The sequence below is a fragment of the Enemella dayhoffiae genome (genome assembly GCF_002250625.1).
Taxonomy (GTDB): Bacteria; Actinomycetota; Actinomycetes; order Propionibacteriales; family Propionibacteriaceae; genus Enemella; species Enemella dayhoffiae.
This window is the reverse complement of sequence record NZ_NMVQ01000004.1, coordinates 70,576-87,825: the sequence shown is the minus strand read 5'-3', so window position 1 is coordinate 87,825 and position 17,250 is coordinate 70,576. Positions and strand designations below refer to the sequence as shown.

Annotated in this window: 9 protein-coding genes and 1 pseudogene; 9 read left to right on the top strand and 1 reads right to left on the bottom strand. The window is 70.0% G+C overall.

All coding sequences use genetic code 11. The annotated features are described in order from the left end of the window. Window positions 1-12: 12 nt before the first annotated feature. Window positions 13-6,879 carry a DUF5979 domain-containing protein gene (locus CGZ93_RS04260; RefSeq protein ID WP_141211071.1) on the bottom strand — a complete coding sequence of 2,289 codons (6,867 nt, stop codon included), beginning with the start codon at window positions 6,877-6,879 and terminating at the stop codon, window positions 13-15. A 194-nt stretch (window positions 6,880-7,073) separates the two neighbouring features. Here CGZ93_RS04260 and ruvC point away from each other — a divergent pair, with 194 nt between their 5' ends. The 9 genes and pseudogenes from ruvC to CGZ93_RS04215 all read left to right on the top strand — a co-directional run bounded on the left by ruvC (window position 7,074) and on the right by CGZ93_RS04215 (window position 17,236). Beyond that, window positions 7,074-7,694, top strand: a complete 621-nt coding sequence (ruvC, locus tag CGZ93_RS04255) for a crossover junction endodeoxyribonuclease RuvC (protein ID WP_094362955.1) — start codon at window positions 7,074-7,076, stop codon at window positions 7,692-7,694. Beyond that, window positions 7,691-8,293, top strand: coding sequence for a Holliday junction branch migration protein RuvA (ruvA, locus tag CGZ93_RS04250; RefSeq protein ID WP_094362907.1), 603 nt, complete (start codon window positions 7,691-7,693; stop codon window positions 8,291-8,293). The genes ruvC and ruvA overlap by 4 nt, the downstream gene beginning before the upstream one ends. 9 nt (window positions 8,294-8,302) lie before the next feature. Beyond that, the gene (gene ruvB / locus CGZ93_RS04245; RefSeq protein ID WP_094362906.1) at window positions 8,303-9,358 is read left to right on the top strand and encodes a Holliday junction branch migration DNA helicase RuvB; all 1,056 of its coding nucleotides are present in this window, start codon (window positions 8,303-8,305) and stop codon (window positions 9,356-9,358) included. A 113-nt stretch (window positions 9,359-9,471) separates the two neighbouring features. Beyond that, window positions 9,472-9,891: a preprotein translocase subunit YajC gene (yajC, locus tag CGZ93_RS04240; protein WP_094362905.1), complete on the top strand. Its 420-nt coding sequence runs from the start codon at window positions 9,472-9,474 to the stop codon at window positions 9,889-9,891. A gap of 85 nt (window positions 9,892-9,976) precedes the next feature. Further along, the gene (secD, locus tag CGZ93_RS04235; protein WP_094362954.1) at window positions 9,977-11,641 is read left to right on the top strand and encodes a protein translocase subunit SecD; all 1,665 of its coding nucleotides are present in this window, start codon (window positions 9,977-9,979) and stop codon (window positions 11,639-11,641) included. After that, window positions 11,641-12,783, top strand: a pseudogene (gene secF / locus CGZ93_RS04230) (protein translocase subunit SecF); the annotation flags it as partial. The gene secD and the pseudogene secF, both read left to right, overlap by 1 nt. A gap of 290 nt (window positions 12,784-13,073) precedes the next feature. Beyond that, window positions 13,074-13,622, top strand: coding sequence for an adenine phosphoribosyltransferase (locus CGZ93_RS04225; RefSeq protein ID WP_094362903.1), 549 nt, complete (start codon window positions 13,074-13,076; stop codon window positions 13,620-13,622). A gap of 7 nt (window positions 13,623-13,629) precedes the next feature. Continuing rightward, entirely contained in the window at window positions 13,630-14,760 is a 1,131-nt protein-coding gene (locus CGZ93_RS04220; RefSeq protein ID WP_094362902.1) for a potassium channel family protein, read from the top strand. A 250-nt stretch (window positions 14,761-15,010) separates the two neighbouring features. Then, the gene (locus CGZ93_RS04215) at window positions 15,011-17,236 is read left to right on the top strand and encodes a RelA/SpoT family protein (protein ID WP_324252431.1); all 2,226 of its coding nucleotides are present in this window, start codon (window positions 15,011-15,013) and stop codon (window positions 17,234-17,236) included. Window positions 17,237-17,250: the final 14 nt, after the last annotated feature.

Sequence of the window (17,250 nt, the reverse complement as noted above, 5' to 3'; positions counted from 1 at the left end):
TCGCGTCCCGGCTCAGCGGCCCCGGCCGCCCCGGCGCAACGCCCAGATGCCAGCGAGCAGGCTGACCAGTCCCAACAGTCCCAACCCGAGCCCCGGTCCGCCGGTGTCCGGCAGCGGTGCCGGCGGCAGCGGTGCTGGCGGTTGTGGTGCAGGCGGTTGTGGTGCGGGCGGTTGTGGTGCGGGCGGGGTCGGCGGTTGCGGCGTGGGGGTCGGGCTCGGCGTGACCGGGGGCGGTGGTGTGTGGTGCTCGGTGCTGTCGTGGCACTTCGAGCACTCAGCGGGCGGCACGTTGGCGAGGACCAGGTTGCGGATGGTGCGCCCCCATGCGTCGGGCCGCACCGTCGATCGATAGGTGAGCGTCAACGGCGCACTTCCACCGGTCACATCGCCCACGGTCCAGACCAGCCGGGTGCCGGTGAGCACCGCGGAGCCCTGGCTGGCCGACACCTGGTCGACCGTGGCCGAGTCGAGCACCTGGCTCAGGTCGTCGGTGACGACCACGCCGGAGCGTACGCCGCCGCCGGCGCTCGGGCTCAACGTCACCCGATAGACGATGGCCTCACCCGGGTTGACCAGGGAGCCGCTGGCCGGGTTGGCGGACTTGTCCAGGGTGAAGCTCGGCGGCGTCCGGTGCTCGGTGCTGGTGTGGCAGGCCGGGCAGGTCGCCGGGGGCACGTTGCTCGTCACCGCGTTGCGCAGCGTCTGGCCCCAGGCATCGGCATTCACCGTGGCCCGATAGGTCAGGGTCAGGGGCCCGCCGTCCGCGGCCACGGTGCCGACCGCCCACACCAGCCGGTTCCCACTCAGGGTCACCGTGCCCTGGCTCGGGTCGAGCTGGTCGACCGTCGCGTGGGCGAGCACTTGGCTCAGGTCGTCGGTGACGATCACACCGGGGCGTACACCCGAACCGGTCGGGGTCAGCGTGAGCCGATAGCGGATGGTGCCACCGGGGTCGACCTGGGAGCCGCTGACCGGGTCGGAGGCCTTGTCCAGGGTGAACGAGGCCGTGTCATCGGACAGGGCGTTACGGATCGACACCAGTGGATGGGCGATCTGCAGGTCGGACCGGCCAGCCGGAATCGTGAAGGACACGCTCGGCCCGTCCACCACCGGTGGTTCCAACAGACCGTCGACGGTGAAGCCCGGTTGCTGCCAGTGCTGACCGACCGGTGCGGTGGGCAGGGTGCCCTCGACGACCCGGCAGCGGCTGCCGATCGGGATGTCGCTGGGCGAGGTCCAGGTCTCACCCACCGCCAGTGAGTACTGTCCGGCACGCTCCTCCCCGCTCTGCGAGGTGCACGTGTAGGACACCTCGAACCGGGTCCCGGCGGGCAGCTGGGCGGCCTGGGCCGGATCCAGCCGCTTGGTGATGCGCAACTCGGTGAGCATCCGCTCCACCGGGTTGGTCACCGTCAGGTTGCCAACCTGGTCGCGGGTCAGCGTGGTGGGCCCGTCGGCCCGCCAGGCGCCCCACTTGTAGGACTCGTCGGTCGGCACGGGCAACTGGGCGACCGTGTCCTCGGAGGTGACCGAGCACTGCGAGCCGACCAGGATGCCGTTCACGGTGGTGCTGCCCTGATCGGTGATCAGCCAGTCACCGGTCACCGGGGCGTCGGTGCCGTAGCGGCACTCGTAGGTGCCCGTGAACTGCAGCGGCGAGCGGACCGCCACGCCATCGGGGACGCCGATGATCTGTTTGCGCACCTGCAACTGCTGATAGACCCGATGGGTGCTGTTGGTGATGCCCACCTCGGCGGTGCCCGCGGCCGCCGTGGTCAGTTCCTGCCCCGGGGCATAGGCCTCGGCGTTCCAGCCGTAGGAGCCGTCGGTCAGGTCGCTGTCGAGCAGGGTCTGCTCGGCGATCCGGCACCGCGATCCGGCCGGTACCAGGACCGGTCCGGCCTCGGTACGCACCGACCCATCAGCGCGGAACAGATCGGCGGCACCACCGGCGGCAGGGACCGTCACGGTGCCGGTGAGCGGGGTGCCCCCATCGGGCGGGGTGCACGCGTAGGCAATGGTCACGTTCAGCCCCGGGGGCAGCGCGCCTGCCACACCGGTGTAGGTCTTGGTCACCCGGGCCGAGGAGTACACCCGTTGCGGGGTGTTGGTGACGGTGACGGTCTCGGTCGTCTGGGCGCCGACTGTGACCGGGGCGGACAGGGTCGGCGTACCCCAGGCCCAGGATTGGTCGACCAGGCCACCGTTGGGGGCGTCCTCGGTCGCGCCACACACGGTGCCGACCGGCAGCTCGGGCAACGGCGGATCGAACGCTGCGGCCCCACCGGCACCGGTCACCTGCCAGCGACCGGTCCAACTCGCCGCGTCCGGCTGACCGGGGTTGTAGCTGCAGTTGTAGCCACCGGTGAAGCTCGCCGTGGGCAGCACCACCCCGTCGGGCGTGCCCGAGGCGATCGCCTTGGTCAGGGCGAACCCACCGGTACGCCGCAGCACCGGATTGTCCACGACAATGTCGGTGCCAGCGCCCGCGGAGAAGCTGCCGCCGGGGGCGCCAGCGTAACTCGGTGTGCCCCAGGCATAGGACGGATTGCGCAGCAGGTCCTGGGTCGGGCTGGCCTCACCGATCAGGCAGTTCCAGCCGGTAGGGATGTCGGCGAGTGGGTGCAGGGTCCCGTCGGGGGCCAGCTGCGCGTGGGCCACCACCGGGGCATCGGTGCTGCCGGGGGCGACGCAGCGCAGGTCCACCCCGAATGGAGTGCCGGTGCCGGTGTAGCCGTCTTTGACCCCACTGAGAGTCTTGGCGACCCGGATCGGCACGGTGCTGCGGCTGACCCGGTTGTCGACGCCCATCACCGCGGTGGCCGCGGAGCTGGGACTGGCCGGGGTGAGGGTCGGGGTGTCCCACTGATAGGACGGATCGGTGGACGGCGGGGTGGTGATCCCGCCGGTCTCGGTGGGCGTACAGGTGGAACCGAGCAGGATTCCCTCGTCCGGTACGCCGGTCAGGGCCGCCCGGCCGGTCCCGTCAACGGTCCAGGATCCGCTGACCGCGGCGTCGCCGGAATGGGTGCAGGTCCAGCCGCCCGAATAGGTCCGGGTCGGGTCGACCACACCAGCGGGGGCGCTCAGCGTCTTCTCCAGCGCCAGCGCGCCATACGCCCTGACGATGGTGTTGGTCACCTGCAGGTCATTCGTGGTGGCGGTGTCGACCGTCACCGTCGCCGGGGTAAATACGGGGGTCCGATCCCAGCGGTAGGAGGCGTCGAGCAGGTGCGCACCCGGTGGGATCGGTTCCTCGGCCAGGTGGCACACGCTGCCCACCGGGATGGAGCTGAACGTGGCGGCGTTGGCGGCCCCGGCGCGGGTGGCGAGCGGTCCGTAACTGCTCGTGGCCCCGTTGAGCGCGCAGACCAGGCTGAGGTCGAAGGTGGCGTCGGGGCCGTCGACGAAGCCCGGCCCGGCGACCTGCTTGGTGGCGCGCACGTCCGCGGTGGCGACGCCGATGTAGTTGTAAGCGCGCACTTTGATCGGGTTGATCGGATCGTTGGGGACGGTGAAGCTGACCGAGGACGAGGTGCCCTCGTTGTCGCCATAACCCAGCGTGGTTCGGGTGGGATCCCAGCGATAGGGGTTGATCGCGTTCGGCCGGGAGGTCTCGGTCACCGTGCACTGGGTGCCGGCCGGCAGGCTCGGGCCGTTCACCGCCTGGCCGGCACGGACCGTCAGCGTCCCGTTGAGCACCGTGTTGTCGGGCTGGGTGCAGGTGTAGGCGAAGCCGAAGTCACCGTCGGTGAACGCGGTGCCGGCAGTGCCGCCGCGGACGATCTTGCCGACGCCGAAGCTGCCGGTGAGCCGGACCACCGGGTTGGTCACCGTGACCTGGCCGTTGGGGTTGGCGGCGGTGATCGCCACCGGTCCGGTGACCGTGTGCGGTCCCCACACGTAGGAGGGGTCGTTCGGGTTCGGGCGCAGCGGGTTGCGCTCGTCCTCGAAGACGGTGCAGGTGGAACCGATCAGGATTTGCCCGGTCGGCCCACTGAGAATGGCCGCCCCGGCTCCGGTCCGGGTCCAGGTCCCGGCGACCGCCGGGTCATCGCCGTAGACACAGCTCCAGCGGCCGGTGAACGTCGTGCTCGCGCCGGTCACCCCGTTGAGCGGCTGGATGGCCTTGGTGATGGCCAGCGACCCGTACGCCCGGGTGACCGTGTTGGTGACGGTGACCGTGCGTACCTCATCCCGGTTGTCCACCGTGACGGTCTGAGCACCCGGGGTGCTGCCCCAGCGGTAGGAGTCGTCCACCAGGCCCGACTGCTGGGGGGCGGCCTCGGTGACGGTGCAGGAGGTGCCCAGGGGCAGTTCCGGGGTGGTCACCGCGGGGGCGTCGGCAGGGATGGAGAACGTCTGGGTGTAGTTGCCGGTCTGCCCCTGTGCGGGGGCGTTGCAGGATACCGTGACGTTGAAGCGGGCCAACGGACGGACCGCGGAGGCGTACTGGCTCGGGCTGATCGCCTTGTTCACCCCGACGCGGCCGAACACCGGCACGGTCGGGTTGGTGACGCTGACCTGGGCCGACCCACCGGGGGGCACCGACACCGTGCCGTTCGTCAGACCGGTCCAGATCGGCGTACCCCAGACGTGGCCGGCGTCGAGGAGGTTCGCCGCCGGCGGAGCCTCGGAGACGGTGCACTGCACGTTGGCCGGGACGGTCACGCTCTGACTGCTGCCGGCACCGAGCTGGACGTCACCCGAGGCGATCCCGCAGTCCCAGTGCAGGGTGAACGGCTGCCCGCTGCCGAGGTAACCCCCGCCACTGACCTGCTTGGCGAGCGTCAGGCTGGCGGTGTCGCGGATGAAGTAGTTGGTCACCGTGGAGCTGACGGTGCCGTTGACCGGGACGGTGACGGTGGCGGGGGCAAAGGCGTAGCCGTCCCAGCGGTTCGCGGCACTGCGGAAGTCTCCGGGTGCCGGGGTCTGGTCCTCGGTGAAGGTGCAGGTGGAGGTCGCGGGCAGGTTGGGGATCTGCACGGAGTTGCCGTCCGGGCGAACGGTCGCCTGTCCCTGGGCCACGGTGTTCGCGCCGATCGTGCAGGTGTAGTTCACCGGGAATGCTCGGGTGGGGCCACCGGTGTACGCCAGCGCTGGGGTCCCCGGGCGCGGGGTGACGACCTTGGACAGGCTCACCGAGCCGGTCTGTCGGACGTAGCTGTTGGTGATCGGCATGGTGGCGGTGCCCTGATCGCTGATGGTGATCCGACCGCCATTGGGCAGAACCGGCGCCTGCCAGGCGTAAGAACTGTCCGGCAGGTTGCCGCTGGGAGTGTTCTCGGTGATGCTGCACACGGTGCCGGCCGGCAACTGGGGCGAGGTGAACGGTGTGCCAGTGGTGACCGTGTAATCAACGGCTGGGGAGGTGCCGCACTGGTAGCTGCCGGTGAATGAAACCGTTGTCGGGTACGCCGGGGAACCGCTGGGACCCTGGACCGTCTTGGTGATCTGGAAGTTCCCGGTGGCGTAGCGGTTGCTGACGGTACAGGTGACATTCGCCCCGTCGGGGACGGTGAGCTGGTTGCCATTCAGGGTGGCACCGGTGCAGGTCCAGGCGCCCGGCACGTAGCCGCTGGTCTGGGTGGCCTCGCTCAGGGTGTACGTGCCGGCGGTGACCCGTTGGTTGGTGATCGCGGCGCTGCCGCCGGGACCGCTGATCGGGGTGGGGCCACTGGCGGTCAGGGTGAACTGGCTCGCGGTGGCGCTGCCGCCGTTCACCTGCTTCACCAGGGTGAGGGTGCCCGTGGGGGTGTAGGTGTTGGTATAGGTGCAGGTGATCGGTCCGGCCGCGGCACTGGTGGGCGCGGGGGTGTTGTTGATGGAGACCCGCCCCGCGGCCAGGTCATAATTGGCCGCCGCCAGCGGTGTCCCATCACCGTTGGTGCACAGGATCCGGGTCAACGACCACTGGTCACCGGGGGGAAGCGCCTCGGTGACGCTCACCGACTCGCCCTGCAGCAGTTCGCGGGTGACGCTGGCCGCCCCCGGTGGAGTGAGCGTGAAGTTGCTGCCGGCCCACGGCGAACCGGTCAGGCTGCTGGTGGAGCTGTAACCGAATGCGGGCATCATCGGTGGGTTTCCGACCACCTGCTTGACCACGGTGAGCGATCGGACCTGGGACAGGGTGCCATAGATGCAGCCCAGCGTGGTGGCCCGCTCGGCGGTCAGGAAGTCCGCACTCGGCGTGGTCGCCCCGGGGGCCGCCGGGCAGGTGCCGTTCGTCGAGGGTCCGAAGCCGTTGATCACCAGCTTGTAGGTGACACCGTTCTTGGTCAGGGTCTGGGTGGAGGCGGCAGCGGTGAAGGTAACCTGATCGGCACAGCCGTTCTGGTTGGGGCCCTGGGGGAACGCGCAGGGGTTTTCGGTGTTGGGGGTCTCCCACATGGTCCAGGGATAGACGAGGTCCACCTGCTGATCGAATCCGCCGATGCGGATCGTCAGGTTGCCGGTGTAGCGGGCCGCGATTCCGGCGCTGATCGGGTTGTTCCAGTGGGTGATCGAGCTGAGCAGGAACGGGGTGCCGTCATTGACACTGTTCACCGAGGACGGGCTCACCCCCAGCGCGCTCTGAACCGAGGTGCTGAGGGTGCCGGGGCAGCTGCCGCCAGCCGGAACACCGTGCGCGGTGATGGCGGTCTGGCCCGCGGAGACGAAGGCGGTGGACGTGGCCGAGCCGGACGGGGAGTACTTGATGCAGTTCGCGGAGTCAGTGCCGGCGGTGCCGTGGTGGTCGCTGAGCTGAGCGGTCACCCCGGCGAGAGGGATGGTCGCGGCCTGCGCAGGCCGGGCGCTGACGGTGCCGCCGACCGTGAGGCCGCCGCACAGCATCAAAATGGCGGTGAGAGCCCGGATCAACCGGAAGTAAGAGGACAAGATGATCGGTGCTCCGGTCGCTGTAGAATGGTGAACAGGCTCGAGCATTCTTTCGGCTGCGGCCGGAACCCCACAAGACTGCGTTATGATTTCGTTATCGGGTTCGACGGTTCGGGGACACGGCGTTTCTCCGGGCCTAACGGCGCCCCGCTCGCTAACCTGTCGAACGTCCGTTCGATCAGGGGGTGGTGCGGGTGCGGGTGCTCGGGATCGACCCCGGTCTGACGCGCTGCGGGATCGGAGTCGTGGAGGGTGCGCCCGGCCGGCCCCCGACGCTGCTGGCGGTCGAGGTGATCCGCACCGACTCCGGCCTGGACACCCCGCGTCGGCTGGTCGCGATCGAGCGTGAACTGGCGGCCCTGGTCGAGCGCTGGTTGCCCGACGTGGTCGCGGTGGAGCGGGTGTTCGCCCAGCACAACCTGAACACCGTGATCGGCACCGCCCAGGCAGCCGGGGTGGCGATGCTGATCGGGGCCCGCTGCGGCGTACCCGTCGCCCAGCACACCCCGAGCGAGGTCAAGGCCGCGATCACCGGCTCCGGCCGCGCCGACAAGGCGCAGGTCGGCGCGATGGTCGCCCGGGTGCTCGCCCTCGACGAGCCGCCGAAACCCGCCGACGCCGCCGATGCGGTCGCCCTGGCCATCTGCCAGGTGTGGCGCGGCGGCACCGCCAACCGGTTCGCCGAGGCGGCCCGCCGCGACGGCCGCTCCAGGGCCGACCACGCGGGGGCCGCCGATCGAGCCGCAGAACTCGCCAGTCGTCAACAGGCAGCGCTGGCCGAGGCCACCCGACGAGCCCGCAGGAGTACCGCATGATCGCCCACCTGAAGGGCACCGTCACCGCCATCGGCCCGACCTGGGTGGTGCTCGACCTGGCCGGCTTCGGCGTCAAGGCGTTGTGCACCCCGGCGACCGCCTCGGGCGTACGCCTGAACCAGCCGGCCGAACTGCACACCTCGCTGGTGGTGAGGGAGGATTCGCTCACCCTGTACGCCTTCGCCGAGTCCGACGAGCGGGACTGCTTCGAGCTCGCCCAGTCCGCCTCGGGCATCGGCCCCAAGATTGCCCAGGCGATGATGTCGGTGCTGAGCCCCGACGAGTTCCGCGCCGCGATCGCCGCCGACGACCACAAGACGCTGACCCGGGTGCCCGGGATCGGCGCCAAGGGGGCACAGAAGATGGTGCTCGAGCTCAAAGACAAGGTGACCGCCCTGGGCGCGGTGACCGACCTGCGTCCGGCCGCTCCCGCGCCGGCGGCCGCCTGGCGGGAGCAGGTGTCGCAGGGGCTGCAGGGGCTCGGCTGGTCGGCCAGGGACGCCGACGCGGCCTGCGAACGGGTCGCCCCGCTGGCCGACAACGAACCATCGGTGGCGGTGCTGATGCGCGCCGCCCTGCAGACGTTGGCGCGCAAGTAGGCTGCGCCCGTGACCGAACCCGACCCCCCGCACGGCGACAGCGAGCACAACCCGCTCGACCCGCACGCCTTCGCCGACGAGAAGGCCGCCGAGACCGCGTTGCGGCCGGGCAGCTTGGCCGAGTTCGGGGGGCAGCAGCGAGTGGCCGATCAGCTCGGTCTGGTGCTGGACGCCGCAAAACAGCGCGAGACGGTGCCCGACCACGTGCTGCTGTCCGGTCCACCCGGGCTCGGCAAGACCACCCTGGCGATGATCATTGCCGCCGAGCTGGGGGCGCCGATCCGGATCTCCTCGGGCCCGGCCATCCAGCACGCCGGTGACCTGGCCGCGATCCTGTCCGGACTGGTCGAGGGCGAGGTGTTCTTTCTCGACGAGATCCACCGGATGTCGCGGCCGGCCGAGGAGATGCTCTATCTGGCGATGGAGGACTTCCGCGTCGATGTGGTGATCGGCAAGGGGCCCGGGGCGACGGCCATCCCGTTGGAGATCCCGCACTTCACCCTGGTCGGGGCGACCACCCGGGCAGGGCTGCTACCCGGCCCGCTACGGGACCGGTTCGGCTTCACCGCCCAGCTCGACTTCTACCACCCGGAGGCGCTGGAGCGGATCCTGCACCGCTCGGCCCAGGTGCTCGGCGTACGCTTGGCCGCCGACGCCGCAGCGGAGATCTCCCGCCGCTCCCGGGGCACCCCGCGGATCGCCAACCGGCTGCTGCGCCGGGTCCGCGACTTCGCCCAGGTGAAGGGCGACGGCCGCGTCGACGTGTCCGCCGCCCGGGCCGCGCTGGAGCTCTACGAGGTGGACGAACTCGGCCTGGACCGACTGGATCGGGGCGTGCTGGAGGCGATCTGCCGCAACTTCGCCGGGGGACCGGTTGGGCTGTCCACGCTGGCGATCTCGGTGGGGGAGGAGACCGAGACCGTCGAGGAGGTGGCCGAGCCATTCCTGGTCCGGCAGGGGTTCCTGATGCGTACCCAGCGCGGTCGGGTCGCCACCGAGGCCGCCTGGCGGCACCTCGGCCTCCGCCCACCGGCCGGGGTGCAGACCGACCTGTTCGGCGGCTGAGCCCGGACCCGAAACCCGGATCGGAGCGCGTCGAATCGGGAAAACCGGCAATCGTGGGTAGACTCCCGCAGTCAGCCCGCACCCGGGGACCAGCCAAGCGACGGCAGGGAGCAATGCCAGGAGACGCCATTACTACCGGACTGCTCGTGGTCCTGATGGTGGCCGCCTTTTATTTCCTCATCATCCGGCCACAACGACGCCGGCAGGCGGATCAGCAGAAGATGCAGAAGGCGATGGAGCCCGGTGCCCGGGTGATGCTGTCCTCCGGCATCTACGCCACCGTGGTCAGCGTGGGTGAGAAGCAGGCTGTCGTCGAACTCTCCCCAGGGGTCGAGGTGACGGTGTTGAAGCAGGTGGTGATGAGCGTGGTCACCCCCGATTCCCCCTACGCCGAGGACACCCCCGCGGTGGAGTCGACGGAGCAGACCGAGACGCCCGGAACCACCGCACCGGAGTCCGACGCCGCGCGTCCCGCACCCGCCGAGGACGTGACGCAGCAGAACAACCCCAAGCCAGACCCCGACAAGACCTGAGGCACAAACTGTGGCAGCACGGCACGGACACCCGGTGCGCACGCTGGTGGCACTGTTCATCGCGCTCGCGGCACTCGTGGGCATCATGGCGATCGGCAAGATCTGGACCCCCAAGCTGGGTCTGGACCTGCGCGGTGGCACCACCATCACCCTGACCGCCAGCAACACCACCGGCGGCGGCGCCCCGACCACCGAGAGCCTGGAGCAGGCCCGCACCATCATCCAGCAGCGCGTCGACTCCCTCGGCGTCGGCGAGACCGAGGTGACCACCTCGGGCGACCGGCAGATCGTGGTCACGGTCCCGAACGTGCAGCAGGACGAGTTGGTACGCTTGGTCGGTCAGACCGCGGTCCTCACCTTCCGCGGGGTGTACGCCGCGGAGCCGGTCGCCCCCGAGGCGGCGCCGGCCCCTGTTCCCACCCCGGGCGCCGAGGCCACCCCCACGGCCGGTGGCACCCCGGTCGCCGGCGGCACCCCCGCGCCCGGCGCGTCCCCGGGCGCGGCACCGAGCCAGGCCCCCTCCGGACAGCCGTCGGCACCGGCGACCACGCCCGCCGGGCAGAACCGCCCGTTCCCGGAGCTGCCGACCGCCCCGCCGGCCCCGCGTACCCCGAAGCCGACCGCTCCCGGCCAGGGCATCCCGCCGGAGCAGGCGCTCACCTGGCAGCCCAGCGAGCGCGACGCCGCCGACTTCCAGGAGTTCAAGTGCAGCGACAAGGTCGTGGACGTGTCCGACCAGCCACTGATGGCGTGTGACCGCGCCGGCACCCAGAAGTTCCTCCTCGGGCCCACCCTGATCGACGGCAAGAACGTCACCGACGCCGTCGCCGGCGTACCGCAGAACCAGATCCAGTGGGTGGTGAACCTCACCTTCAACAGCGAGGGCGGATCGGCCTTCGAGAAGGCCACCGGCGCGCTGTCCAAGAAGCAGGACCCCGAGAACCGGTTCGCGATCGTGCTCGACGGCAAGTCGATCTCGGCCCCGAGCGTGAACCAGCCCATCCCCGGTGGCCGCGCCGAGATCTCCGGCTCCTTCACCCAGCAGTCCGCGACCGAGCTCGCCAACGTGTTGAAGTTCGGCGCGCTGCCGGTGGCGTTCGAGGTGTCCGAGGTGAGCAACGTGTCCGCGACCCTGGGCGGTGAGCAGCTGCGGGCCGGCATGATCGCCGGCGCGATCGGCCTGCTGCTGGTGGTCGGCTACGCGATCCTCTACTACCGCGGTCTGTTCATCGTGGTCGTCGCCTCGCTGGCCGTGGCCGCCGCGTTCACCTACGCGATGATGGTGCTGCTCGGCGCCTCGGTCGGCTTCGCGTTGAACCTGCCCGGCATTGCCGGCGCCATCGTCGCGATCGGTGTGACGGCCGACTCCTTCATCATCTACTTCGAACGAATACGGGACGAGGTGCGCGAGGGCAGGTCGCTGCGGACGGCGGTCGAGACCGGCTGGCAGAAGTCCCGCTCCACCATCCTGATCGCCGACGGGGTGTCGCTGCTGTCCGCGGCGGTGCTGTTCATCCTGGCGATCGGCGGCATCAAGGGCTTCGCGTTCACCCTCGGACTGACCACGCTGATCGACATCGCCGTGGTGTTCTGGTTCACCAAGCCGTTGATGACCCTGCTGGTGCGTACGCCGTTCTTCGGCCAGGGCAGGAAGTGGTCCGGGCTGGACGCCGAGCACCTGGGCGTACGCTCGCTGCGCGGACGGACCAGCCGCCGCCCCCGTCCCGCGACCGCCGGTAAGGAGGCCTGATGCCGACCACCACGAAACCGTCCTCGGCGCGCACCGGCACCGCGCCGAAGAAGCAGGGTCTGGCACACCGGCTCTACACCGGCGAGATCGCCTACGACTTTGTCGGCCGACGCAAGCGCTGGTACGTCATCTCGGGCATCATCGTCGCGATCGCCCTGCTCTCGCTGCTGCTGCGTGGGCTGAATCTGGGCATCGAGTTCTCCGGTGGTGCCGACTTCCAGGCCCCCACCCAGGTCACCTCCCAGACCGTCGACCGGGTGCGCGGCGCCGTGCAGGCCACCGGGCTGGCGGAGTTGGACGACGTCACGGTGACCACGCTCGGTGAGAACACGGTGCGGGTGCAGACCCGGACACTGGACGCCGAGGACGAGGTCCCCAAGGTCCGCGAGGCGATCGCCAAGGAGCTCGGGATCAACCCCGACCAGGTGGCCTACAGCCTGATCGGCGCCTCCTGGGGCAAACAGATCACCCAGCAGGGGCTGATCGCGCTGGGGGTCTTCCTAGCGCTGGTGATGCTGCTGATCTGGATCTATTTCCGCGACCTGAAGATGTCGATCGCGGCGATCGTCGCGCTGCTGCACGACCTGATACTGACGGTCGGCATCTATGCCCTGGTCGGGTTCACCTTCACCCCGGCCACCCTGATCGGCATCCTGACCATCCTCGGCTATTCGCTCTATGACACGGTGGTCGTGTTCGACAAGGTCCGGGAAAACGTCAAGGACCTGCGCAAGTCCCGCAGGACGTACGCCGTGGCCGCCAACGACGCGGTCAACCAGGTGCTGGTGCGTTCGCTGAACACCACCATCATCGGCGTGCTGCCCGTGGCCGCCCTGCTGATCGCCGGGTGGTTCTTCCTGGGAACGGGGCCGCTGAAGGACCTCGGCCTGGCGCTGTTCGTCGGTATGGTCGCCGGTGCCTACTCCTCGATCTTCATCGCCACCCCGCTGCTGGTGGACATGAAGGAGCGCGAGCCCGGGATGAAGGAGCACCAGGCCCGGCTGGAACGGCGCGCGGGCCGCCGGCGCGGCAGGGGGAGCGAGCCCGGCAACTCGGAGCTAGCGGCGGCCGAGGCCGAGGTGAACGCGATGCCGGATCCGGACACCCCGGCCGACCTGCGGGACCGGGACGGACGAGACCGCGACGCCGACGACGAGTGGGACAGCTACGAGCCCGCGGACCGGGACGAGCCGCTGGCCGGCCCGCTGTCGCGGACCCGGATCACCACGGTGCGCGCCGGTGAGCGCCGCGGCGGGGAGCAAGGCCGCGGCGGGGAGCCGGGCCGCAGTGGGGAGCCGGGCCGCAGTGGGGAGCCGGGCCGCAGTGGGGAGCAGGGCCGCGGCGGGGAGCAGCGGCGCATCGGTGACGGGTCCGGTTCGGGGGAGCGTACGCAGCCGCGCCACACCAGCCGTAGTCAGCGGAAGAAGTAGCGGTGTCCACCGCCGCGGCCGACCGGCGTCGGGAGCTGATCGCCTCCCACATCCACGACGTGCCCGACTTCCCCCAACCGGGTGTGGTGTTCAAGGACATCACCCCGCTGTTGGCGGATGCTCGGGCGTTCGCGGCCGCGGTGGACGAGCTGGTCGCGATCTCGCCGGGGCAGATCGACGTGGTGGTCGGCATGGAGGCCCGGGGGTTCATCTTCGCGGCCCCGGTGGCGCTGGCGATGGGTGCGGGGTTCGTGCCGGTCCGCAAGCCCGGCAAGCTGCCCCGGGCGACGGTCGCCGAGACCTTCGCCCTCGAATACGGCAAGGAGACCCTGCAGCTGCACAGCGACGCCGTGCTGCCCGGGGCGCGCGTACTGGTGGTTGATGACGTGCTGGCCACCGGAGGCACCGTCGGCGCGACCGCCGCGCTGATCCGGCGGCTCGGGGCCGAACTGGTGCACGTCTCGGTGCTGATGGACCTTTCCTTCCTGGGCGGCCGGCAACGGTTGGCCGAATCCGGGATCGACGCCGTCTCGGCCGTGGTCACGGTCTGAGGCCGCGATGAAGGGCATCATCCCGGACCCCTCGGGGTTCAAGGCGCAGCGCTCGATCCTGGTCTCGATGCCCAACCGCGGCACCACCGCGAGCCGGGAGCTGCTGGTCCGTTCGATGATCGGCGTCGGGCTGCTGGTGGTGATCACGCTGATCGTCTTTCTGGACCGGCACGCGTACGCCGACAACGTCAACGAGGACGGGGTGAGCCTGCTCGACGCGCTCTACTACGCCACGGTGACGGTGACCACCACCGGCTATGGCGACATCACCCCGGTCGCGCCGCACGCCCGGCTGATCAACGCCCTGGTGATCACCCCGTTGCGGATCATCTTCCTGGTGCTGCTGGTCGGGACCACCCTGGAGGTGCTCGCGAACGAGGGACGCCGGGCCCTGATCGACACCCGCTGGAGGAAACGGATGCGCAATCACGTCGTGATCATCGGTTACGGCACCAAGGGACGCAGCGCCGTGGCGACCCTGGGCCGGCACGAACGGGACCTGTCCAAGCTGGTGGTGATCGACGACCGTGCCAGCGCCATCGCCGACGCCAACCTGGACGGGGTGGCCGCGATCGAGGGTGACGCGACGCGGCGGGAGATCCTGCGCCGCGCCGAGATCCACAAGGCGCGCGAGGTGATCATCACCCTCGACCGGGACGACTCCGCGATCCTGGTCACCCTGACGGTGCGCCAGCTGAACCCCAGCGCCCACGTGGTGGTCGCGGTGCGCGAGCACGAGAACGTGTCACTGCTGCGTCAGTCCGGAGCCGACTCGGTGGTCACCTCCTCCGACGCGGTCGGCCGGCTGCTCGGGCTCTCGGCGATCAGCCCCAACATCGGTACCGCGATCGAGGACATGCTCTCCTCCGGAGAGGGGCTGGAGGTCGCGGAGCGCCAGATCACGGGCGAGGAGGTGGGTCTGCGGCCCGCCGACATCACCCACGAGCGGGTGATCGCGGTGATCCGGAACAAGAGCATGCGCCGGTTCTATGACTCCACCGTCGAGGAGTTGCAGGCCGGCGACGAGGTGGTCGTGGTACGCCGCTGCGACACTGACGCCCGGACCCACCCGATCCGGGAGCGGGAACGGGAACGGCCGCGGCGCTACGAGCGCGGCGGCGCGCTCGACGACGACTGACCCTTCGACAGGCTCAGGGGTCGACAGGCGCAAGTCGACAGGCGCAGGGGGCTAGACTTGCTAGCCACTTGTCCAGGAGGAAGCGATGAGCGAGGCACCACGGCTCACCCCGGCGTCGCCGGGGTCTGCGGCCACGCCCGCTCAGCCCGCGGGCTCCCCCCAGTCGCCGAGTCGCATCGGCGGGCGTACGCCCGCCCAGTCCGCCGGGCCGATCGCGGACCGATTCGGCAGCGGACCCGAGCAGCCGCGGATGTCGATGCGGCACCGGCTCGCCCGACTCGGGGCCCGGCAGCCCCAGGCCGCGGTGCTGGACCCGCTGTTCCGGGTGATCCGCGCCAACCATCCGAAGGCCGATACCGCGGTCGTCGAGCGGGCGTACCGGACCGCCGAGCACTATCACCGAGGTCAGCTGCGCAAGAGCGGTGACCCCTACATCACCCACCCGCTGGCGGTGGCGACGATCCTGGCCGAGCTCGGGATGACCGAGACCACGCTGTGTGCGGCGCTGTTGCACGACACCGTCGAGGACACCTCCTACACCATCGAACAGCTGACCGCCGACTTCGGTCAGGAGGTCGCGGTGATGGTCGACGGGGTGACCAAGCTGGACAAGATCGCCTATGGGGACTCGGCCCAGGCCGAGACGATCCGCAAGATGGTGATCGCGATGGCCCGCGACATCCGGGTCGTGGTGATCAAGCTGGCCGACCGGCTGCACAACATGCGTACGCTGCACTTCCTGCGCCCGGACAAGCAGACCCGGATCGCCCGCGACACGCTGGACATCTTCGCCCCGCTGGCGCACCGGCTCGGCATGAACGCGGTCAAGTGGGAGTTGGAGGACCTGTCCTTCGCGATCATGCAGCCGAAGATCTACGCCGAGATCGTGCAGCTGGTCGCGGAGCGGGCGCCGCAGCGCGAGGCGTTCCTGCGCAAGGTGACCGAGCAGGTGACCGCCGACCTGAAGGCGGCGCGGATCCGGGCTACCGTGCACGGCCGGCCGAAGCACTACTACTCGATCTATCAGAAGATGGTCGTGCGGGGACGCGACTTCTCCGACATCTATGACCTGGTCGGGCTGCGGATCCTGGTCGACACCGACAAGGACTGCTATGCCGCGCTGGGCGTGATGCACGTGCGCTGGAACCCGCTGCCGGGGCGGTTCAAGGACTACATCGCGATCCCGAAGTTCAACATGTACCAGTCGCTGCACACCACGGTGATCGGTCCCGAGGGCAAGCCGGTGGAGCTGCAGATCCGCACCCACGACATGCACCGGCGAGCCGAATACGGTGTCGCGGCGCACTGGAAATACAAGGAGAACGCCCGCGGAACGGCTCCGGCGAGCAAGGACGGCAGCGACCTGAGCTGGCTGCGCTCGCTGAACGACTGGCAGAAGGAGACCTCGGATCCGGAGGAGTTCCTCGAGTCGCTGCGCTACGAGATCAACTCCGGTGAGGTGTTCGTCTACACCCCCAAGGGGGACGTGATCACCCTGCCGGCCGGCGCGACGCCGGTGGACTTCGCGTACGCCATCCACACCGAGGTGGGGCAGCGCTGCATCGGCGCGCGGGTGAACGGGCGGCTGGTCCCGCTGGAGTCGGAGCTGAACAACGGCGACGTGGTCGACGTGATGACCTCGAAGGCCGAGGGGGCGGGCCCGAGCCGCGACTGGCTGGAGTTCGTCAAGAGCCCCAAGGCGCGGAACAAGATCCGGCACTACTTCACCCGGGAGCGGCGCGAGGAGTCGATCGAGCGCGGCCGTGAGGCGCTGGCCAAGCAGGTACGCAAGGCGGGGCTGCCGTTGCAGCGGTTCCTGACGGTGCAGCACCTCACCGAGGTGGCGGCATACTTCCGACTCGCCGACGTGTCGGCGCTCTATGCGGCGATCGGTGAGAACAACGTCTCCGCGCAGGCTGTGGTGCAGCGGCTCATCGTGATCGAGGGCGGGCAGGAGTCCGCGGTCGAGGAGGCCGCGGAGGATCGCCCCCTGACCGGGCGGCGCAGGCGCGGTTCGTCGGCGGTCAGCGGCCCTGGCGTCGCGGTGGCCGGCGACACCGACATGTGGGTGAAGCTGGCGAAGTGTTGTACGCCGGTTCCCGGCGACGAGATCATGGGGTTCATCACCCGCGGCAACGGGGTCTCGGTGCACCGCACCGACTGCACGAACGCGGCGTCGCTGGAGGCGCACCCGGAGCGGATGGTGGAGGTGTCTTGGGCGCCGACCGCCGAGAGTTCCTACCTGGTGGCGGTGCAGGTCGAGGGGTTGGACCGCCAGGGGATGCTCTCCGACGTGACTCGCGTGGTGTCGGATCACCACGTGAACATCCTCTCCGCGTCGGTGAACACCACACGCAGCCGCGTCTTCAAGGCCCGGCTCACCTTCGAGACACCCGACCCCACGCACCTCGACGCCCTGGTCCAGGCGATCCGTCAGGTGCCGGGCGTGTTCGACGTGTTCCGCGTCAAGCAGTAGCGCGATCCCGGGCC